This is a genomic window from Arenibacter sp. S6351L (genome assembly GCF_023016025.1).
Taxonomy (GTDB): domain Bacteria; phylum Bacteroidota; class Bacteroidia; order Flavobacteriales; family Flavobacteriaceae; genus Arenibacter; species Arenibacter algicola_B.
Genome location: NZ_JALKBB010000003.1, coordinates 198076 through 221013 on the forward strand (window position 1 = coordinate 198076; position 22938 = coordinate 221013).

10 protein-coding genes are annotated in these 22938 nt (G+C 40.8%); 7 read left to right on the top strand and 3 right to left on the bottom strand.

The features are described 5' to 3' along the window. Positions 1–19: 19 nt before the first annotated feature. Entirely contained in the window at positions 20–397 is a 378-nt protein-coding gene (gene nirD / locus MWU82_RS04225; RefSeq protein WP_215949874.1) for a nitrite reductase small subunit NirD, read from the bottom strand. Positions 398–488: 91 nt separating this feature from the next. Beyond that, positions 489–3005, bottom strand: a complete 2517-nt coding sequence (gene nirB, locus MWU82_RS04230) for a nitrite reductase large subunit NirB (RefSeq protein ID WP_247095337.1) — start codon at positions 3003–3005, stop codon at positions 489–491. A 126-nt stretch (positions 3006–3131) separates the two neighbouring features. On the opposite strand from nirB, the gene cobA reads away from it, so the two are divergent. The 6 genes from cobA (at position 3132) to MWU82_RS04260 (ending at position 13129) form a co-directional block, all read left to right on the top strand. After that, positions 3132–3899: a uroporphyrinogen-III C-methyltransferase gene (gene cobA, locus MWU82_RS04235; protein WP_247095338.1), complete on the top strand. Its 768-nt coding sequence runs from the start codon at positions 3132–3134 to the stop codon at positions 3897–3899. 206 nt (positions 3900–4105) lie between these two features. Beyond that, complete coding sequence (locus tag MWU82_RS04240; RefSeq protein WP_215949871.1) at positions 4106–5524, top strand: MFS transporter; 1419 nt, start codon at positions 4106–4108, stop codon at positions 5522–5524. A gap of 232 nt (positions 5525–5756) precedes the next feature. Then, on the top strand, positions 5757–7040 hold the full coding sequence (locus MWU82_RS04245) for an alginate export family protein (protein ID WP_247095339.1): 1284 nt from the start codon (positions 5757–5759) through the stop codon (positions 7038–7040). Between the two features lie 225 nt (positions 7041–7265). Then, positions 7266–7937, top strand: coding sequence for a response regulator transcription factor (locus MWU82_RS04250; protein WP_215949869.1), 672 nt, complete (start codon positions 7266–7268; stop codon positions 7935–7937). 210 nt (positions 7938–8147) lie between these two features. Beyond that, positions 8148–11681: a nitrate reductase gene (locus MWU82_RS04255; RefSeq protein ID WP_247095340.1), complete on the top strand. Its 3534-nt coding sequence runs from the start codon at positions 8148–8150 to the stop codon at positions 11679–11681. An 11-nt stretch (positions 11682–11692) separates the two neighbouring features. Then, positions 11693–13129: a rubredoxin gene (locus MWU82_RS04260; protein WP_247095342.1), complete on the top strand. Its 1437-nt coding sequence runs from the start codon at positions 11693–11695 to the stop codon at positions 13127–13129. A 134-nt stretch (positions 13130–13263) separates the two neighbouring features. Here MWU82_RS04260 and MWU82_RS04265 read toward each other — a convergent pair whose 3' ends face one another. Next, positions 13264–14925 (bottom strand): glycosyltransferase family 39 protein, encoded by a 1662-nt coding sequence (locus MWU82_RS04265; RefSeq protein ID WP_247095343.1) that lies wholly within the window; start codon positions 14923–14925, stop codon positions 13264–13266. A gap of 479 nt (positions 14926–15404) precedes the next feature. Between MWU82_RS04265 and MWU82_RS04270 the strand changes: the two genes are divergently transcribed. Then, complete coding sequence (locus tag MWU82_RS04270; RefSeq protein ID WP_247095344.1) at positions 15405–22937, top strand: gliding motility-associated C-terminal domain-containing protein; 7533 nt, start codon at positions 15405–15407, stop codon at positions 22935–22937. The last annotated feature ends 1 nt before the right edge of the window (position 22938 follow it).

Below are 22938 nucleotides of genomic sequence, written 5' to 3' on the forward strand. Positions count from 1 at the left end.
TCGTTGGTTTTTCCCAAAGCTATTCAGAAAAACCAATATAAACAAAGTCGCCCTCTATTTTAACCGGATATGTTGCTATGCGGTTCAAATCCCCATTGAGATGCTTTCCCGTTTTTAAGGAAAAAGAATTTTTATGCAGCGGACAGGCTACCTTGGGTTCGCCTTGGTCTTCTCCTATCATTCCGCGTGAAAGTACCATTTCCATTTTATGGGGACATAAATTCTGGCAGGCATACCATGTGCCTTCCCGTGTAAAATTAAAAACTGCAATTTGCATTCCCTTATATTTTACACAAGCGCCACCATTTTTTGGAAATTTTTCTACAGGGGCGGCCTTAAACCAAAGACTCACTTTTTCAGACTCCACTGCTTCGTAAGTGTTTAAAATTGAAATCATCTGTCTATTTTTTTAAAGGTCGTATTGCTGGTTGACCTGTTATTGAACATATTTTTAAATTGGTTAGGTACATTGGGATCCAACCATATAGCTAAACCCACGCTTTGGGCATTTTTTGCTCTCTCAAGGAAACAAATTCAATGTTGTCATCGGTTTCTTCGGTATTTACAAAATGAGTGTATCTTGACCTTATTTCTGGATTTTCAACGGCCTCTTTCCATTCACATTTGTAGGTATCCACCAAATACTGCATTTCGCTGTCCAACTGATCTGCAATACCTAGACAATCATTTATAACCACATCTTTCACATAATCTATACCGCCATCAAGTTTATCCAGCCAAGCAGCTGTGCGGGTTAGGGGAGGAGCGGTTTGTATATAGTACATTAAAAATCGGTCTACATACTTGGTGGCCGTAATCTTGTCTACCTTTTCGGCTAGCAATTGTGCGTGCTGTGGATTGGCTCCCCCATTACCACATATATAAACATTCCATCCACCTTCAACGGCTATAAAACCGAAATCCTTGTTCCTGGCTTCCGCGCATTCCCTGATACACCCGGAAACACCTCCTTTAATTTTATGTGGGGAACGAATTCCTTTATATCGGTTTTCGATATCAATGGCAAAAGTTACACTTTCGTCCATCCCATATCTACACCAAGTAGAACCTACACAACTTTTAACTGTTCGTAGCGATTTGCCGTAAGCTTGGCCCGTTTCAAAGCCCTCCGCAATCAATTCCTCCCAGATAAGGGGTAGTTCATGCAATTGGGCACCAAACATGTCTATACGCTGTCCGCCTGTAATTTTGGTATACAGATCGTATTTCTGTGCTATTCTACCTATGACCAAAAGCTGTTTTGGGGTAATTTCACCGGCCGCAACCCTAGGAACCACCGAATAGGTTCCGTTCCTTTGAATATTGGCCAAATAGCGGTCATTAGTATCCTGTATAGTTGCCTGCCTATTGGCCGTTTCATTATAAATACTAGCGAATATGGAGGCCACAGCAGGTTTACAAACTTCACATCCATGTCCTTTTCCAACCTCGTCCAAAAGCGAATCGTAGTCCTCAATTTTCCTAAGTTTTACAAGATCGTAAAGTTCCTGTCTGGAATATTCAAAATGCTCGCAAATGGACTCCTTAACCACTTTTCCAAGGGATTTAAGGGTTTCCTTTACCAAATCGTCTACCATTGGTTTGCACCCGCCACAACCAGTGGTAGCCTTAGTGGCTTTGGAAATTGCTTTTACACTTTCGTTACCATCATCTTTTACCGAGCAGCATATTTGTCCTTTGGTAACCGCTTCACAGGAGCATACTACCGCTGTATCCGGTAGGTCCATGGCGCTGCCAAATGACATATCCTCACCACCGCGACTTCCCAAAATAAGATTTTCAGGATTTTTGGGCAAGGGCATTTCATTGAGATACATCTGCAAGAGCATGTTGTAATCTTTGGCATCACCTACCAAGATTCCACCCAGAAGCCTTTTGCCGTCATGACTTACATTAATTCTTTTATAAAGACTTTCCGTTTTGTTTTCAAAAATGATAGAGTGACCTTTTTCGGCCGGCATAAACGGAGTTCCAAAACTGGCCACATCCACACCTATCAATTTAAGCTTGGTAGACATATCTATTTCTGCTGCCATCACAGTCTGCTCCACGCCAAGAATTTGATCCACGGCAACACCAGCCATTTCATATCCAGGGGCAACCAGACCATAGATCATTTGGTTGTAAAGGGCAATTTCTCCAATGGCAAAAATACTGGGATCCGAAGTTCTCATTTTATTGTCCACGACTATTCCTCCTCGGGTACCCATTTTAAGACCGCAACTTTTTCCCAGTTCATCCCTAGGTCGTATCCCTGCTGAAATAACCAACATATCAACGTTTAGGACATCGTCCTCCCCAAATTCCATTCCTATTACATGACCGTTGCCCAAAATTTGATTGGTAGCTTTGCTCAAGTGGATATTGATTCCCATAGATTCCAGTTTTACCTGAAGCACCTTGCTACTTCTGGTGTCCAACTGTCTGGGCATTAATTTAGGGGCAAATTCTACCACATGGGGTTCCATACCCATGTCCATAACAGCCTTGGCCGCTTCCAGCCCCAATAGTCCACCTCCTAAAATGGCGGCCTTTGGTTTTTTTACGGTTTTCTTTATTTTGTCCGCATAAGCCAAAGTATCCTCCAAATCTTCTATTGTCCTATACACAAACACTCCGTCCTTATCCACGCCATTTATTTGTGGTACAAATGGACTAGAACCGGTTGCCAATACCAAATAATCATATTTATAGGTCTTTTCGCTTAGTGTGGTTATTGTTTTGGAATTTCTATGAATATCCGTTACTCTCTCATTGGTATAAAGTTCAATGTTATTTTCCTGGTACCATTCCCTTGGAGCCATGGTTAAACGTTCCGCATCACCATTTTCAAAATACTCACTTAAATGTACCCTGTCATAGGCAACTCTTGGTTCTTCTCCGAAAACAATTAGTTTAAAGGAGTCTTGGTCTACTTTGGCTACAAATTTCTCACAGAATTTGTATCCAACCATTCCATTTCCAACTACAATTACGGTCTTCATACGTATACGTTTAAATGTTACGTAGCAATATTACGTATAATTACGTAATTATTATATGTTTTTATGAAAATAAATACGTAGGTTTGTTGCGGAATTCTTAATTGCACACCAAAAAAAGTAGAAATTATGAGTACATCAAAAGACCCAAAAGTTAGTTTAGTCGGTGCTGGTCCAGGAAGTAGCGACCTTATTACAATAAGAGGATACAGAACCTTGGAAGATGCAGATATCATTTTATATGATGCTTTGATAAGCACGGATTTGCTCAAGGATCTAAATCCCGATATTCCAAAAATTTATGTAGGGAAAAGATGTGGCGAGCATTCCCTAACCCAAGAAGACATTAATAAATTAATAGTGGAAAAGGCCTTTAACTATGGACATGTTGTTCGTTTAAAAGGAGGTGATCCATTTGTTTTTGGCAGAGCCAGTGAAGAATTGGAATACGTGGAATCCTTTGGAATACCCGTTACTGTGGTACCGGGGGTAACCAGTGCAATAGCCGTTCCGGCCAGTCAGGGTATTCCGGTAACCAGACGGGGAATTAGCAGTAGTTTTTGGGTGATGACCGCCACAAAACGTGATGGTTCCTTTTTCGAAGATCTAGAACTAGCAGCTAAGTCATCTGCCACAATGATCATATTAATGGGTGTACGTAGATTTTTGGAAATAGCTGGTAAAATTGAAGAACATAGAAATGGACTAACCCCTTTTGCTGTTATACAAAATGGAACTGTTGAGAATGAAACTTGCATAACAGGACTTCTAAAAGATGCAGGCTCACTAGTCAACCAAATAGATATTACACAGCCTGGAATAATAGTGGTTGGGGAGGTAGTAACCGAACATCCGGCCTTTTTTGAAGAGGAAATCCAACGGGCTCTCCACTATTAAACAACAACCTAAAGCCGCTCATTTACAATACTGCAATAAGCTTACCTAATTAATTGCAATTTCACAATCAGAAGCTTAATATATTCTCACCTTCATAAAAACACTACTTATTTCCAATATTACGTAATCTTTATAAGTAATAATACGTAGAAATACGTATTTTTGAATTGTTAATTGAAATAACTAATCCTATAAACAATTCAGTTATGAAAGAATTTGTCTCTGCTAAAGCCACGAAATTAGAACTTTTAAACTTAAGGAGTCTACCAATACGTACATTTTGGATTACCTCCATTGCCTTTTTCATTTGTTTCTTTGCCTGGTTCGGTATTGTACCTTTTATGCCCGACGTGGTTAAAGACTTGGGATTGACACCTACACAAAAGTGGAACTCCATAATATTGGCGGTTTCCGGAACAGTATTTGCCAGATTGCTAATTGGTAAGTTATGTGATAAATATGGTCCCAGATTATGTTATACCTATTTATTGATTCTGGGTTCCATCCCTGTTATACTTCTAGGTTTTGTACAAACACCGCTTCAGTTTCTAATTTGCAGGTTGTTTATTGGTTTTATAGGCGCTTCCTTCGTTATAACCCAATTCCATACTTCCATAATGTTTGCTCCCAATATAGTGGGCACTGCAAATGCTACTTCCGCTGGCTGGGGTAATCTGGGCGGAGGGGCCAACCGTTTGGGAATGCCATTGATCGCAGCAGGAGTTGTTAGTTTTGGAATTGCCGATGAATTAGCTTGGAGATATTCTATGGTAATTGCAGGGGTCATTTGCTTCTCTATGGGACTTATATATTATTTCTTTACCAAGGATACCCCAGAAGGCAATTTTGAAGAATTAAAGTTAGCAGGCAAAATGCCGAATTTAAAGAAAGATGAAGTATCCTTTTTGAGTACGTTGAAGGATTACAGGGTCTGGATCTTGTTTTTAGTTTATGCTGCTTGTTTTGGAATTGAGCTTACCGTGTATGGTACCATGGACGATTATCTTCAGAATAGATTTGGCCTGGATAGATCCACCGCAGGAAATTTGGTATTGTCGTTTGCCCTAATGAATATTTTTGCCAGGACTTTAGGGGGCTATTTCGGAGACTTGTTCGGTAAGTTCCGTGGCTTGCGTGGTAGGGTAGTTTTTCTTGCCCTGATCTTGGCTACGGAAGGACTAATGCTTTCTATCTTTTCAGTGACTACTAGTTTGGTATTTGGTATGATATTTTTAATCGCTTTTAGCCTCACCGTTCAAATGGCGGAAGGCGCCACTTTCTCTGTTGTGCCATTTATTAATAAAAAAGCCATAGGATCCATTTCCGGTATTGTAGGGGCAGGAGGAAACGTAGGGGCCTTTTTGGCCGCCATGTTATTGAAATCCAAATCGGCCGTGGCCGAAAGTGCTGCCATAGCCGCTAACAGTGAACTGGGAGAGCAGGCTGTAAAGGCTGCCCAAACTACTGCTGCCGCTTCAGCTGTATCCAGTGGATTTTTTGTCATTGGAGGATTTATAGTAATCGCAGCCCTACTATCCCTGGCCATTAGGTTTGCAACCGCCGATGAAAAGGCTGTTATTGATGAAACCAAGGCCGAACTTTTATTATCAGGAGTCGATAAATAGAAAGAGAAATGAACTAATGTTCCTGTTGTGACATTTTACCCAAAACAAATCACACTAATAAAATTTATATCGGAATACGGAATGGATAATTGGAATTATTTCATTCCGTAGTTCTGATGAAAATATAAAATATGCCATAATAATTCTTCACATGAGCTAGGTGGATCAATGGCAAATCACTCCCAATATTCACTGGTTCGACTCCTAAAAAATTAATACATATAAACAACAGATGAAAAGAATATATCATTTATTAACCCTAATGGCCCTCTATGGACCAATTTCCAATGCACAGTTTACATTGGATGGAGAATTTAGACCTCGTACCGAATTACGTCACGGTTTTGGCAGTCTAATAGCAGATGATGCCGATGCCGGTTTTGGTGTTTCAACCCGTTTGCGTTTAAATGCAGGCTACGCTATAGATGCCTATAAATTTTATGTAAGCCTTCAAGATGTTATGGTTTGGGGAGAAAATAGGCAACTTCTACCGGATGATGAAAATAATTCCTTTGCCGTATTTGAAGCCTGGGCCGATATAAATCTGGGAAGTGGTTTTTCTACCAAATTGGGACGACAGACCTTGGATTACGACGATCAGCGCATATTGGGCAGTGTTGGGTGGACACAACAGGCACGTAATCACGATGCCGCTATTTTACAATACGCCAAGGAGAAGTTTCAATTGGATCTAGGATTGGCCTATAGCCAGGATTATGATAACCCCAGTGGTTTTCAATCGGTAGGTACCGCCTATAATACAACTGGATTCTTTTCCTATAAAACCATGCAATATCTTTATTTAAAAGAAAATTGGAAAAACTTAAGCGGAAGCCTATTGTTTTTGAACAATGGCTTCCAGAATTTTGAAACCGATGGGACCACGCCAGATGGGATAAGTAATCTGCAAACCCTAGGAACACATATCGACTTTAAAAAAGGAAGTTTCGGGGCTGCATTGAACGCCTATCTTCAAACCGGGGAAAGACAGGGCACCATTGATGTAGGAGGCGCCTATTTGTTGGGACTGGATATTAACTACAAGGCATCTGCCAAAGTAGGCCTTGGAGCAGGTATGGAAATCATTAGTGGTAATGACGCCAGTACAAGTGATAAAACAGAGGCTTTTTTCCCCCTTTATGGTACCAATCATAAATTCAATGGATTTATGGATTATTTCTACGTAGGCAATCATGCTAATTCCGTTGGACTGTTCGATATTCATGTGAGTGCCAATTTCAAACTTGGGGAAAAATCAAGTTTAATGGTCAAGGCACTTAACTTTAGTGGTGAGCAAGCATTACCAAGTGGGGAAAAATCGTTGGGCACAGAATTGGATCTTGTATTTTCGCAGGCATTCAACGGTTATTCCTTACAATTGGGTTATTCCCAGATGTTTGCCAATGACGGTATGTACGAACTAAAAGGCATCACGGAGGATGCCTCGGCCAGTAGCCAAAATTGGGCATGGGCCATGTTGGTCATTAAACCCAAATTTTTGAATACTTCCAAATAAGTAAATTATTATCAAAGCCCCGCCAATTGGCGGGGCTTTTGTTTTAAAACCCGACCTAAAAATTATCATTAAAAGCTTTTTTATTAAAACGTGGCACCATAATAAAACCATAGGTCAAATGCCATTACCATTAGGGTTTATAATCAAAATTTCAGTATCTATTTTCACCGTATGAATACTTAGTTTTAATTTTATCCTATATTTGTTTTGAAAGAATAGACTATTGTGAATAAAACGACACGTATTGTATTGGCCGACGACCATTCCTTGGTAAGGGATGGCATTAGAGCGTTATTGGAAGAAGATGATAATTATGTGGTGATCGGTGAGGTCTCCAATGGCAAGGAAGCCGTTCAAATGGTATTGGATAAAAAACCGGATCTGTTGATTATTGATATCCGAATGCCCGAAATGAATGGTATAGAGGCGGTGGAGGAACTCAAAAGAAATTCTTCGGCAACCAAATGTATTATACTTTCCATGCACGATTCCGAGGAATACATCCTAAAATCGGTAAATGCCGGAGCCAGTGGTTATCTCTTAAAAGATACCGGAAAAATGGAATTTCTTAAGGCCATTTCCACAGTAGAACAAGGCGGAAAATATTTCAGTGGTGATATTTCCAATGTTTTGGTAAATAATCTGTTGAGTCAGGGACAGACAAAGCAGGAAAGCAAGCCCCAGACAAAAAATGGAAACAACTCCTTTGGGATTACAAGTAAGGAATTACAAATCCTGGAACTCGTCCTTTCAGGGCTTACCAACAAACAAATTTCTGAAAAACTTCAAAAAAGCAAACGGACCATTGAAACACATCGCTTTAATCTAATGCGAAAAATGGGCGTTAATAATCTTATGGACCTAGCCAGAAAGGCACAGGAATATAAACTGATTTAAAAATCTATATTAACTGGTTTTTTTGTTGATTTACAGCAGTTTATCATGTTTTTGATCCATGCTATATTCTGTAATAGCCAATGAAAGTCCGTTTTTATTGTCTTTTCATCAATATTCTGCTTAACTATTATCAATAAAATACTACGTATTTATACTTAATTTGGTAATTTTAGATCATTATTAATCGGCCTCTTTTAATACTAGGATTTTATGCAGAAAAAGAACGAACATAAAACTATTTGCTCCTATTGTGGGGTTGGGTGCGGCATTGTGGTGGAACAGGACTCCAAGGGCAATATTAGCGTTGAAGGAGATCCAGATTACCCGGTGAACAAGGGCATGCTTTGTTCCAAGGGAAAGAACCTCAATTATGTGGCACAGGATACCAGTGATCGTATTTTGTATCCGGAAATGAGATGGAGCAGGAATCACCCCTTGCAAAGAGTTTCTTGGGATACTGCTTTTGACAGGGCCGCAGCCGTATTTAAGAGCATTATTGAAAAACATGGCCCGGATAGTGTAGGCTTTTATGTTTCGGGTCAGTGTCTTACTGAAGAATATTATTTGGTAAATAAACTCACCAAAGGTTTTATAGGCACCAATAATATTGATACCAATTCCAGGCTCTGTATGAGTTCAGCAGTAGTGGGTTATAAAAAAATGTTGGGAGAGGATTCAGTGCCCATTTCATATGAGGATATAGAACTTTCCGATTGTTTTCTTATCGCCGGGGCAAATCCAGCCTGGTGTCACCCCATTCTTTTTAGAAGGATAGAAAATCATAAGGAGAAAAATCCCGATGTAAAAATTATAGTCGTAGATCCGCGTAAGACGCAAACCTGCGCTGCAGCAGACCTACATTTACAAATATTACCTGGGACGGATGTTATTCTGTTCAACGCCATGGCCCGTTGGTTGATAGAAAAGAAAAAAATAGACAGAAACTTCATTAAAAAGCATACCGTAAATTTTGATGCCGTAAGGGATAGTGCCTTTCAGCTTTCTTTAAAAAAGGCAGCCGAACTGTGTGGTGTTTCCGTAGAGGATATTAAAAAGGCTGCAATGTATATTGGCAATGCCAAGGCTTTTATAAGCATGTGGACCATGGGTCTAAACCAGAGTGTTATTGGAGTCTCTAAAAATGTTTCTTTAATGAACCTGTCCTTACTTACCGGGCAGATCGGAAAACCAGGGGCCGGACCTTTTTCACTTACGGGACAACCCAACGCAATGGGGGGTAGGGAAGTAGGTGGAATGGCAAGTTTATTGGCTGCGCACAGGGAATTGGGCAATCCAAAGCACCGTAAAGAGGTGACGGATTTCTGGGGAGGAAAAGAAATAAAATCCGAGCCTGGTTATACTGCAACCGAAATGTTCGATGCTCTGGAAAGTGGTAAAATGAAAGCAGTTTGGATTATTTGTACCAATCCCATTGTAAGTATGCCCAATGTTCACAAGGCAGAGAAGGCTTTAAAAAATGCCAATTTTGTAGTGGTTCAGGATATTTCCCATAATTCCGAGACTACCAAGTTTGCAGATCTGCTTTTACCTGCTGCCGGCTGGTTGGAAAAGGAAGGGACTATGACCAATTCCGAAAGGCGCATAAGTTATCTTCCCAAAGTGATCGATGCCCCAGGGGAAGCTTTACCGGATGCTGAAATTTTATGGAAGTTCGCTCAAAAAATGGGGTATCATGGTTTTGATTATAAAAATGCCAGTGAAGTATATGACGAACATTGTCTTTTAACAAAAGGCACAGAAATAGATATAACGGGCCTTTCCCATGAAAGATTAAAGAAGGAAGGTAGTTTTCAATGGCCAGTTCCCCACGACACTCATATGGGTACCCCTAGATTGTTTACTGACTTTCAATTCTTCACCAATGACAAGAAATCGCACTTCAATGCGCCCGCTTCGCTTTACAATAAGTCCGAATTAACAACACCAGAATATCCGTTAATACTCAACACAGGCAGGGTAAGGGACCAATGGCATACCCGTACCAAAACCGGAAAGGTAAAACGTCTGCTTACCCATATTCCGGATCCATACTTGGAAATGAACAAAGTGGATGCCTATTTGAGAAAATTAAAGGAAGGGGATATTGCGGTAGTAAAAAGTAGGAGGGGAGAGGTCCAGGTTAAAGTTAAGGTGAATTTTGACATACGCGAAAAAGTGGTATTCCTGCCTATGCATTGGGGAAAAGTACTCAATAATGATTTTGGGAGGGCCAATAATTTGACCAATGATCTGGTCGATCCCGTTTCCAAGGAACCAGATTTCAAGTATTGTGCCGTAGAAGTGGTAAAGTATGTTAAACCCAAACAGAAGATTGTGATTATCGGGGCCGGAGCTGCAGCCTATAGATTTATTCAAACCTATAGAGAAAAAAATGAAACCGATGAGCTCCATGTTTTCTCCAAGGAAAAGGATCCGTTTTACAATAGGGTATTGCTCCCAGAATATGTGAGCGAGGAGCTCTCATGGGAAGCTCTAGAAAAATTAAAAAAAGGAGAACTTGAAAAATTGGATATTACCCTTCACCAAGGTTTAGGGGTAACCAAAATAGATAGGAAAAATAAAACCATCATGGACGACAATGGTTTTGAACATGCTTATAATATCCTTGTAATGGCAACAGGTAGTAGGGCCTTTGTTCCAAGTGAGGTGCAAATAAATATGCCGGGCCGTTTTACTATGAGAGAACGTGGGGATGCAGATAAATTACGTAAATATTTAGAGGATACCGGCCTTCCCTCAGAAGAACAACATGTCGTTATTGTTGGAGGTGGGCTTTTGGGACTGGAGCTGGCGGCAGCGCTTAAGAACAGAAATGTCAATATCAGTATCATTCAACGTGCCCCTAGATTAATGGAAAGACAGTTGGATAGAATTGCGAGCCGACTGTTGGCCGAGGATGTCAGTGATCGTGGAATTAAAGTCTATTTTGATAATGAGGTAAGTACAGTATTTGAGGAAAGAGATGACAAAAACACTCTTTCCATTACCTTAAAAACAGGAAGGACTATAAAATGTAATGCCATCGTTTATGCCATTGGCACCCGTCCCAATATTGAGTTGGCAAAGCATTCCGATCTTAAGACAGGGAGGGGAGTGGTAGTCAATGAATATTTACAAACCAGTGATCCCAATATTTTTGCACTTGGGGAGATTGCCGAATTTAAAAATGCCCTTTTTGGCATAACGTCGGCCGCCGAGCAACAGGCCGATACCGCCGCAAAATATATTTTGGGCGATTTTAGCAGTATCTACAATGGTTCTATCCTCATGAACATTTTAAAGTTCGAAAATCTGGACCTCTGTAGTCTGGGGATGGTGAATGCTCCCTTGGATGATAATAGTTATGAGGAAATTATTCTAATGGACGTCAGCAAGAAATACTACAAAAAATGTATCGTAAAGGATGATACCCTAAAAGGTGCTATCCTCATGGGTGACAAAAACGAGTTTGCCGAATTTAAAAGATTAATTGAAGAAGAAATTGAACTATCGGAAAAACGGAACGAGTTACTTAGAGGGCAATCAAATTCTGTCCCTTTGAAAGGAAAATTGGTATGCTCGTGCAGTCAGGTGGGAGAGGGCAATCTAATTGAAACAATTAATGGGGGATGTGAAGACTTCTCAAAACTGTGCTCTGAAACTGGAGCTGGGCTTGGTTGTGGAAGTTGTAAACCGGAAATACAGGATATTTTGCGCAAGCAATTACAAACAGTTACCTCATAAAATATATCGCTATGAATGATGATTTACACCGAATATTGATCAAGGGAGGGGTAACCTCTCCCGGAGAATTAAAGGATATCATTGCCATGTTGGAGGCAGGGGGGCTGAAAGAGGTATTTTTTGGATCACGGCAAGATTTGTTGTTCCCTTTACAAAATGCCAAGGAGGAGCAATTGGAACAAATTTCAAAATTCAACACCGATATCGTTAGCGATAGAAGTTACCAAAATATTGTAACTTCCTATGTGTCGGCCGATATTTTTGATATGACCAACTGGCTGAAGGGGTCCACTTATCTGTACATTTTAGAGGGTTTTGATTATCTACCTAAATTAAAAATAAACATTACCGACCCCAAGCAACGCTTGGTACCTATTTTTAATGGCAACCTTAATTTTATTGCTTCGGATAGTGAGGATTATTGGTACCTTAACATTAAACTTCCACACTGGACCAAATCCGTTTATTACCCTGTCTTAATTTATAGTTGGGACATCCATACCGTAGCCAAGGCTATTGAGGAAATATACCAGGACATCGCGGATATAGACGAACTTTTTTTTATTCTCAATAAAAAATTGGATACGAATAACAGAACTATAGAACGGGAGCTGGTGGTTCCTTACATTAAATTTCCGTATTACGAAGGAATGAACAGGATGGGGCTGGATCAATATTGGCTGGGGCTTTACTGGCGAAATAATAGATACGATCTTGATTTTTTAAAAAAATTATGTGGCTTTTGTCTGGACAACAGCATTGGAAAAATATGTATAACACCATGGAAGTCCTTTATCATAAAGGGAATTAAAAGCTCCAGTAGACCCGAACTGGAACGCTTTCTAGGACAGAAAGGAATCAATATTCGCCACTCCCAATTGGAAATGAACTGGCACCTTCCGGTAGACGATATGGAGGCATTGGAATTGAAAAAATTCTTGGTGCTGAGTTTTGACCAGAACGACATCAGCACCTACGGACTTACCTTTGGAATAAGTAATGAAACGGGGAAGAGGACACATTTTTCATCTGTAGTAATTGAAAAAAATACCCAACCTACCATAGTCAAGGATTTTGCAGTAAGGCCTACCTACAACGTTTTACATTTTAAAAATTTTGATCCCAATACCCAAGAATATAAAGTCTACGCCCAAGACGTGGATAAGATAGAGTTGCCAGGTCTATTAATGGAACTGAGCAAACATTATTTTGATCAATTGGGAAGGGCGGTATCTAAAAAAGAATCCCCTAAGAATAGCAATGTGGATATTTTGAAAGAAGTTTATCAATGCAGCTCTTGTTTCACCGTTTACGACCAAACTTACGGTGATGCAAAAGCGCAGGTAGCTGCTGGAACACCATTTACAGACCTCACTGAGGATTATTGTTGTCCGGTTTGTTCCGGCCCCAAATCGGGATTTGAAAAAATGAAACTACAAATATTGTAATACCTCCAAAGCCATAATATTTGGGTCGGCAAAATTAAAGATTGACTTGTAGATATAGGAAATATTATGAGTTCTGACCCTCCTGTTGTGGTTTTCTGCTGAAGCCGGGTAGTTAGGAGTAGATTTACAGCCAATTATTTATTATATAACACCAGCCATTTTACAAATTCCTGTCGGTTCTTGAAGTGAGGTTCCAAATATTTCAATTCATCCTTAAAACCCCTTTTTTTATTAATAATTAAGTATGTATTTGGACTTCGAGTAAGCGAATCCAAGCGGGAGACCATTACAGCATCATTTATATCCCAAAGGTCATCTTTCCATTCTTGGTTCTTCTGAAACTGAACTTCCCGATTTGTGGTGTTATTCCTTAATTTTAAAGTGATTGGATTGTCCCCTGAATACACAGGTATGGAAGATAGCAGGTAATCATACACAACAATAGTCTTATTTTCTTTTGGGGTAATTTTATTAATAAACCCAATCATTTCCTTGGTGGAGTTGAAGGTTGACCCGTTGTGAGACATTATCGAGGTTGATAATAAAATTAAGGCAACCCCAAAACTTGCCCCCAAAATCGCCGGCTTTTCCGGGATACCCTTATCTACATAAAGAAATAGGGCAACAAAGACGATTACCAAAATAATACTGATGACCAATGTTGCTGTAGAAATCTGAATAAATTCGGGCTTCAAAAGCCAAAGCCCTAGAATCCCCAAGAACAAACAACCAATCAGGAAAGCATATGCCAGATTCAAGATATTTCGGGTAGCATTTGTAACCTTGAACAGTTGTACTGCAACTAAAATGGCCAACATCCAAAAAATTGGAAGGATATACAGTACTAATTTAGTCTTGAAGACCGAAAAAATCAAGAACAGGCAAACACTTGAAATCAACAATAACCTATCTTCCCTTCCTATATTCAAGAATTTATTGGTACTCCTTTTAAAATTCTGAGGAATGATCCACCACCATGGTAGCGTTAGCCCAATTATTAAGGGAATGTAAAACCAAAATGGCTTGGATCGATTAAAGGAGTGGGATGCAATCCGGGACAAAAGTTGCTTTTCCACAAAATAATGCCACAATCCTGGATTGTTCATAACCACCATAATATACCAGCTTGAACCAAGAAGAAGACAAAGGCCAAATCCCAAGATATGATGAATGCTAATTTTTGAACTGCGTTTGAATATTATCTTATAAACGATAATATAGGTCAGAATAAACAAAAGTGCTACAGGTCCCTTGGTGAGCAAGGCCAATGCTACCAATACATAAAACAAATAAAGTGCAACTATTTTGCCCTTGCTGGTATAGTACTGCCAACAATAGAGAGCCCCAAGAATAAAAGTGGTGAGATAGGCATCCGTTGTTAAGTTACGACTAGAAATAAGTACTAGGGGCATAGCAAAATATACAAGACCGGAAGTAATGGCTATTCTTCTGTCATTGTAAAGCAATTGGGCCATTCCATATACCAAAGCCATTTGAAGCACAATAGCAATTTGAAGAAAGAACCTAGCACCAAACTCATTAACCCCAAAAATACGATAGCCCACGGTAGTTATATAGTAGGTTATTGGAGGTTTATGAAAGTGAAAAATGCCCAGAAGTTTTGGATTGAGATAGTCCTTGGAGTTAAGCATTTCCTTGCTGATCTCAGCATATCTGGCCTCACTGGTCTCCGCCAGTCCATAGGAACCCAAGCCCGCCAGCAATATAGCCAATACAACGGTCAAGAAAAACAGATAATACCTATTCGTGGCCACTCCGGATAACATTGTTCCCATTTAAGTAGTAAAAATACGGATCTCAAATTTTAAAAAGGCAAATTGTTATGTTATCATAATAATAAATTAAATCGATGGAACATACCTAATAGAGTAATGTACCCAGGTGCTCAGGAGGGTTTCAAGTTATTCTGAAAATAACATTTAACCAATGTTTAGGAATACATCCAATCTATTTTTCTCCCTAATAATATTCACAATCTATCACAAAAAAACACCTACCTGGACATGGTTTTTTACACGCTTAAAAGCGGTATTTAAAACCTATTTTTAAGTCCCTTTTTCCCTGCTGAAATTCTACACCATTCATTGTCCAAACCTGCCGTACACCACAATAAAATGTAGTTTCACAACAAAACCATAATTCAGGACTTTAATGGTAATAAGTAATCGCAATATATACATCCTCTCTCTCGTTATAGGGTCTTTCCTACAAAGTGGATGAATTCACTGGGATTATAATATTAAGGGGCAAAATCATGATAAAATCGACCAAAAAACTACTACTGCTAATTTTGTTGTTTAGTTTTAATGCCTGGTATGGCAACGCTCAGGTTGCTACCAGTGTACAATATACCAATTTCAATTCCTGTGGTAGTAACCTTCCACAAACGGAACTAAATCTTGGAAATTTGGTGCTGTCGGAAACTCTGGCCACGGATTTCGGCTCGGGTACCTTTACCTTCTATATTCAGGCTCCCTCTAATTTCGAAATTAGGGCAACTACCTATTCTGAAACGGGAACCGATATTACCAGCGCTTCCGTTACCCAAGACCCAGGCAATGCCTCCAGATTGGCCGTAACCATAACTACCAACGCCCAAGGTTCCTTGGATGTATTTACCATAGAAAATGTAAGGATTCAACTTATACCCGGTTCAACTACCACTAACGGTACACTAAGATATGTTTTGGCCGGTAACGCCAATAAGATAAACGCACTTGCCGACAATCAGACCCTTGCCAACGTTTCTTTCACCGCTCTCACAGGAGGAACAGGGGTTAACCAACAGGTTTGTGCCATCAACGACGTACAGAATATTAGTATTACAGGCTCCAATATAACCCAAAGCAGAACCTTTGAATGGGAAAAGGATGTTAGCGGAACTTGGACAGCCATTGCCAATTCCAACACGGAGATTCTGGTAGTGGACAAGCCTTCTTTCCCAAATGGAATAAGTAGATATCGCAGATTGACCACCTTTATGGTCAACGGGGAGTCATGTACCCAGGTCAGTACCACTGCAACCATTACCGTTAACGAAATATACGCAGGAACTATTACTGATGGAACCGGTCAAAATGTTTGTGCCACCCAGATACCGGCACAATTGAGTACCTCTGGCGATGTGGCGGTGACTCCTGCCGGGACCACAACTTATCAATGGTACAAAAATGATTCCGGCCCTTGGGAACTAATCTCTGGAGCAACGGACAATTTCTATCAACCAAGCGCTTTATCCAAAACCACCTCTTTCAAAAGAAGGGTCACCAATGTTTTAAACGGATTTAGTTGTTATAAAGAAACACCCGCGGTTTCCATAATTGTAAATTCTGCGGTATTGGGAGGTACAGCCACCAATCAGAATATATGTTCCTTAAGCGAACTACAATTGTTAACTATAAATAATGGCGAAAACAATGGTACCTATCAATGGCAGAAATACGACGGCAGTAACTGGGTAAACATAAGTGGTGCCACACAAAGCAACTATAACGCCAGTGCCAACCTGAATCCTGGAACAGAGCAATTTAGAAGGGTTACCACGGTTTCAGGGGCAAGTTGTCAAGGTATTAGTACAGTGGCCACCATTACCTATACCAATTTTGCCGTAGGTAGTATTACAGGCGCTGAAACTGTTTGTTATAATGAAGCTCCAAGTGCCATAACATCGGATACGAATGCTTCGGGAACAGGTACTATTTCATACCAATGGGAGCGATTTGACGGAAGTTCATGGGCAGCAATTTCGGGAGCCAATAATGCAGACTACCAGCCAAGCGCCCTAACCCAGACAACTAGCTTTAGAAGACAGGATAACATACTCCTAAACGGGTATAACTGCTCGGACTACACCAATGAAATAGAGATTACCGTACTCGGTCAAATCAGTGGAGGAACTGCCAGCGCAGACCAAACTATCTGTGCAGGGGAAACACCCAATGCAATAACTATTAACAATGCCACAGCAGCAGGTCCCAACATTAGCTACCAATGGCAATCGGCTACCACTGGTAGTTTTACAAATATTAGCGGTGAGACCAATGCAGTTTATAATTTCTCTGGAGCACCTGCTGTTACAACAAGATATAGAAGACAAACCATAGTTTCCAATAACGCCAAAGTATGTTTCCAAAACTCTACTGTAAGCACTGTTTTTGTAAACAGTCTTAATTTGGGGACAATTGGCAATGATCAAAATGTTTGTGCAGGACAAGCACCCAGCACCATTATTAACGTAGGAAATACTACCGCGGCCGGTAACCTAACATATGCATGGGAAGCCTCGACCGACAATGGAGCAAGCTGGAGCCCAATAGCTTCTGCCACAGGTTCTACTTATACCCCTGGCGTACTAGCAACATCTACCAAATATAGAAGATTGGATACCACCACCTTAAACGGAAAGGTGTGTACGGGCTACACCAATGAAGTCTCCATAATTGTAGCTGGAGCTATTTCAGGAGGGGAAGGGTCAGCGGACCAAGCCATTTGTGAAGGCGATACCCCAACAACCATTACAGTTTCCAACGGTACACCTGCAGGTGTAGGGATTAATTTCCAGTGGTATTCGTCCACCGATAATGTCAATTACACTTTAATGAGCGGGGAAACTGGTGAAGAATTAAATTTTTCTACAGGATTGACAACATCGACCTATTTTAGGCGAAATGTTACCAACACCAACAATGGCAATACTTGTGAGGCTTCCAGCCTTCCCACCTTGGTTACCCTAATAACCTTAACTGAAGGGTCTATTTCACAAACCCAGACCGTTTGTGGCTCTGGTCTTGTGGCTCCAATTACAAGTACAGCCAATGCTACTTCCAATGGAACCATAAGCTATACTTGGCAGAGTTCTCCGGACGGAAACACTTGGTCCGATATTGCCAACACCAATCAAGCTACCTACACTCCTGTAAACAATGGAGATTTACAAACTTACTATAGAAGAAAGGCCAGTTCAACATTGCAAAGCATTACTTGCGAGGCCATAACCACTCCGGTTATAGTTTACGTAAACAAATTTGACAATGCATCCAGCCATAGAATCACTTTTTCTTCCGGGGCAACCGGAACTACGGAGGTATGTAATGGTGGAGATCCACAGGCTTTTAGCACTAATTTTCCGTTGATTGCTTCTGGAACCGTAACCTACCAATGGCAGATTTCCAGTGATAATATATCATATTCTGATATTGCAGGAGCTACCACGGTTAGCTACGATCCACCTGCCGTAACACAGGACAATTACTATAGAAGAATTACCACTTCTACCTTAAATGGCCTCTCCTGCAGTGTAACCAGTAATGTACTGACCATCATAAATGGAGGGAATGCCACTGGTGGTACTATCGGCACTACCAATCCTAATGGCGTAACTCCCACTACCAATGAAGAAGTAATTTGTAAGGGGGACGATCCTAGCCTAATAGAGGAATTAGCTCAGTCTACAGGTCAAACATTGACCTACCAATGGTATGCCAATGGAGCCTTGATCCCAGGAGCAACCGGAATAAGTTATGACCCACCGGCCAACCAAACGTTTACAAAAACTTATATAAGAACCACTACCAGTACGGATATTTCCGGGGTGGAATGTGTAGTGGACAGTAACCCTGTAACGGTTTTGGTACCCCAAGCGGATAATCTTGGAAACAATATCACCATCTGTTATAATACCATGGCCCCAACCTTGGGCAACCCTAGCGCCATAGAAGGACTTCCTTATTTAACTTTTGAATGGTATGAATCCACTGATGGAAGTACCTTTAATAAAATTAATGGAGCAACTAGTGAAACCTATACTCCTGCAACTCCATTGACGGCTGATAGATATTACCGTAGGGATTACTTGGCCACAGTGGAAAGTATAGCCTGTGAACCTTCCTATACTCCAAGTAATGTGATTAGGATTTTTGTCAATGATGTGGACGGTGGTACCATTTCCGGAGATCAAAAAATATGTTACGGGGATGATCCTTCCGTTTTAGGGAATACCGTAGACGGAACTGCCGAAGGAGTATTGAAGTATCAATGGTATTCCTCAACGGATAACACAAATTGGGGAATAATAAACGGGGCTGTAAACAGTACCTATGACCCCATTGCCGGTAGCTACCCAACAACCTATTTTAAAAGGACTGCTTCTTCCACACTTTACGGTGTAGTTTGTACGGAAGATAGCAATACTATAGTAGTGCAGGTTACAGAACCACTGTTGCCAGGAACCTTAGTGAACGATCAAACCATCTGTGAAGGGGTTGTACCTGGCGCCTTAACGGTAACCGGTGGTAGTACCTATGTAGATCAGACCTATGACTGGTATGCTTCCACCAATGGTAGCGTATGGACAGATCTGGCCGTGCATTCTGCTTCTTATACACCGCCAGTCCCAACCTCTACCATGTATTACAAGAGGACTATTACCAGAACCAGTTTGGTAGACCAAACCTGTGTTGTGGAGACCAACCCTATAAAAGTTACCCTTAATGATGTTTATGCGGGTAAAATAACGGACAATCAATCGGTTTGTGAGGGAAGTCAGCCTTTGGCCATTGTGGAACAGGAATCTGCAACGGGTGCAGGTGTACTGACCTATCAGTGGTGGTCATCCCCGGACAATCAAACCTACACTGCCGTAGCTGGTGCCACGCAGCCAAATTATACCCCTCCAAGTACCCTTACTACCTCTACCTACTTTAAAAGAGTGGTTACCAGTACGGTGAACGGTGTGGCCTGTGCGGATGAAACTTCGCCAAAAATTGTAACCGTAATTCCATACGCCATCATAAATAATGATGCCATTATTGCCAATGACATTACTAATGTAAGCTGTAATGGAGGAAATGACGGAAGTATTGTGATACCGAACTCCAGAATCACTGGTGGTAACACGGCCAAAAAACAAATAAATACCATATCATTGTTTGGTACACCTACAGAAGGCAATACCTATAGTATACTAATTGATGGGAAGGTTTATGAACATCAAGTTACCTTGAACGGTGTTAATCAGCCGCAGGATAACAATGAGGTAGCTGCCGCAATTGTACAGAAAATAACTGCTGCAACCGGCGCAAACCTAAGTCCGGCCGTAGCAACAAGCAATTTCAATGAAATTACCTTGACCGCCAAGGTTGCAGGAATTGGATTTACGGCATATGTTAGTACGGGAACCGACTCCAATGTAAGTGCTTCCAATGTAATCACCCAACCAAATTCGGTTGCCAACACTTATGTATGGTCCAAAATAGGGGATAACAGCTTTACAGCCTCTACCTTAAGCATAAGCAATCTTACCGCCGGAGCCTACCAATTAACGGTTTACAATGAATTCTGCGGAACCACGTCGACTCCGTTTATAGTATCTGAACCCGAGGTATTGACATTGAATATTGGGGATACCTGTAATACGGCCATTACTGCCTATAGTACAGGAGGTATAGCACCTTTTACCTTTACGCTTACAAGGCCAAACGGTACAACCTTGGTGCAGACATCCAACAATCCAAATATTACGTATACCAATTTAACAGGTGGCGCTATTTACAATATAAGTGTACAGGATGCCTCTTGTGGAATACAGGAATCGCAATCCGTAACCTTGCCAATGGGGCTACAATTTGACCAAGCTTCGGTAGTAGTTGAAAACGCCACTTGTTATGGTCAAAATGATGGTAGCATTAGCTTAAATATTGGAGCTACAACAGTAACCGGGGGGAAAGCTCCTTATAACTTTAGTTGGACAGGCCCCAATAATGCCAACTTTACCACTGAAAATATTAGCAACTTGGCGCCAGGGGTATATGTACTTTCCGTAACGGACCAGCTTGGTTGTTCAGCAACCTATACAGCCAACGTGGCTTCAAAAGCCCAATTGGAAATCAGTAGTGTTCAGGTTATCAACCAGCAATTACAATGTGCCGGTGATGCCAATGCTGAAATAAGCATACAGATAAGTTCTGATCCTAGCAGCCAATTACAAATAAACTGGTACAAAAATGGAACAAGTTATTCTACCAACAATACTAGTCTTACCAATTTGGGTGGAGGCAGCTACGAAGTAGTAATAATTGATACCAACAGTGATGCCAATACCCCATGTACGGTTAGACAAACATTTGTTATTACTGCTCCGACCATATTTAGTGCTACTGAGGTAACCAATGGAAATACCAGTTGTGTGGATGCCAATACCGGACGTGATTTTACTTTTAGGGTGCAGGGAGGTACTTCACCTTTTCAATATACTTTGGACGGTGGAACTCCTGTAATCTTCAGTAATAACCAAACCACAATTAGCGCACTTTCCAATGACAGTCATGTTATAGAGGTAACCGATGCCAACCAATGTGTTGTACAAACGTTTACCATGGATAGTTATGAGGCCATGGATTATACCGGCTCGAAATCTTACACTATTCCACCTTGTGAAGCTGATTATGCATTTAGTCTGAATACCAATTTAATTACTGGTGGAAAACCTTTTGTAGACGGAAGTAACAACCCATACTACTTTTATGATTGGAGAGGTCCCAATAATTTTGTTGCCCAGGACATTACTAGCTTTGATGCGGTGCCAGGCTCATATTGGTTGACCATAACCGATAGTAATGACTGTTCTTCAGAAGAAATTGAGTTTACCTTTAATACTACCTATTCACCAATTGTTGTAAACAGGACAATAACTCCGGTAAGCTGTGGTGCTACCAACGACGGGGCCATTTCCATTACAGTAAGCGGTGGTCTAAGACCGTACAGTATTAGATGGGAAAAAGAAACAGCCGGTACAGCAAATAATCCTGACCCTGTGTTTACTCCTTTCGGTCAAAACATAACTCAATTGAGCGGATTGGAAGAAGGAAGGTTAAGGCTTACCATTACAAGTAACATAAATGGTTGTACCAATTCCGATCCAGCCTATTATTACCAGGAAATCATTACCATTAATAAGGCAGAATCGCTTCAGCTGATAGACGGACCATATCTGGATGAGTCACTTTGTTTAGGCAATCCCGGTAGCATTTCTGTATCGGTTTTCAACAGTCAACCAGGCAACCTAAGTTTTTACTATGAAGGCGCCCTAGTGCCATCCGTAAAAACGGGTACCAATACTTATTCTGTTCAAATTGGGAATCCGTTGGATAATGCCACCCTTAATGTTGTAAATGACCAAGGGTGTGGATTAACCATGCCGATAAGTGCTGGGGTAACAGACCCTTCATTTACCTATAGCTCGGACGAATATGAAATTACAGGTCTTTTGATGGCCAAGGAAGATATTCGATTCAGCATAACCAGTGAAGCAGGATATGGCAATGCCTCATGGGATTTTGGAGATGGAAGTCCCATAATTAATGTGGATCCGGAGGTGGACGGTATTATGACCACCCATAAATATAGTTACCCTGGTATTTTTACCACCACACTAACTTTATTTAACGCAGAAGGTTGCAGTAAAACTGTTGAACAGGACGTACAGGTCGGTAATGGCTATGACGTAATGTTCCCCAATGTATTCTCTGCCAATGCGGATGGAGTAAACGATTACTTCCAAGGTGAATTTACCGGTATAGCCTCGTTTACCTTTCAAATTTATGATATGTGGGGCTCATTGGTGTACAGCGTTGCCTATGACTATGAGAGCATGCCCGCCAATTGGGGTTGGAACGGAAACTACAGTTCGGGAAAACCTTACAAAAACACTTCCTTCAGATATCTGTTTGTAGGAACCACAAGAGATAATAACCAAATAACCAAAACCGGCGAAGCCTCAATATTAAGATAGA

Bases quoted from the DNA above. Each gene is read 5' to 3' on its own strand.
- MWU82_RS04260 (WP_247095342.1), top strand. From the start codon at position 11,693: ATGAATGATGATTTACACCGAATATTGATCAAGGGAGGGGTAACCTCT.
- nirB (WP_247095337.1), bottom strand. From the start codon at position 3,005: ATGAAGACCGTAATTGTAGTTGGAAATGGAATGGTTGGATACAAATTC.
- MWU82_RS04265 (WP_247095343.1), bottom strand. From the start codon at position 14,925: ATGGGAACAATGTTATCCGGAGTGGCCACGAATAGGTATTATCTGTTT.
- nirD (WP_215949874.1), bottom strand. From the start codon at position 397: ATGATTTCAATTTTAAACACTTACGAAGCAGTGGAGTCTGAAAAAGTG.
- MWU82_RS04240 (WP_215949871.1), top strand. From the start codon at position 4,106: ATGAAAGAATTTGTCTCTGCTAAAGCCACGAAATTAGAACTTTTAAAC.
- MWU82_RS04270 (WP_247095344.1), top strand. From the start codon at position 15,405: ATGATAAAATCGACCAAAAAACTACTACTGCTAATTTTGTTGTTTAGT.
- cobA (WP_247095338.1), top strand. From the start codon at position 3,132: ATGAGTACATCAAAAGACCCAAAAGTTAGTTTAGTCGGTGCTGGTCCA.
- MWU82_RS04245 (WP_247095339.1), top strand. From the start codon at position 5,757: ATGAAAAGAATATATCATTTATTAACCCTAATGGCCCTCTATGGACCA.
- MWU82_RS04255 (WP_247095340.1), top strand. From the start codon at position 8,148: ATGCAGAAAAAGAACGAACATAAAACTATTTGCTCCTATTGTGGGGTT.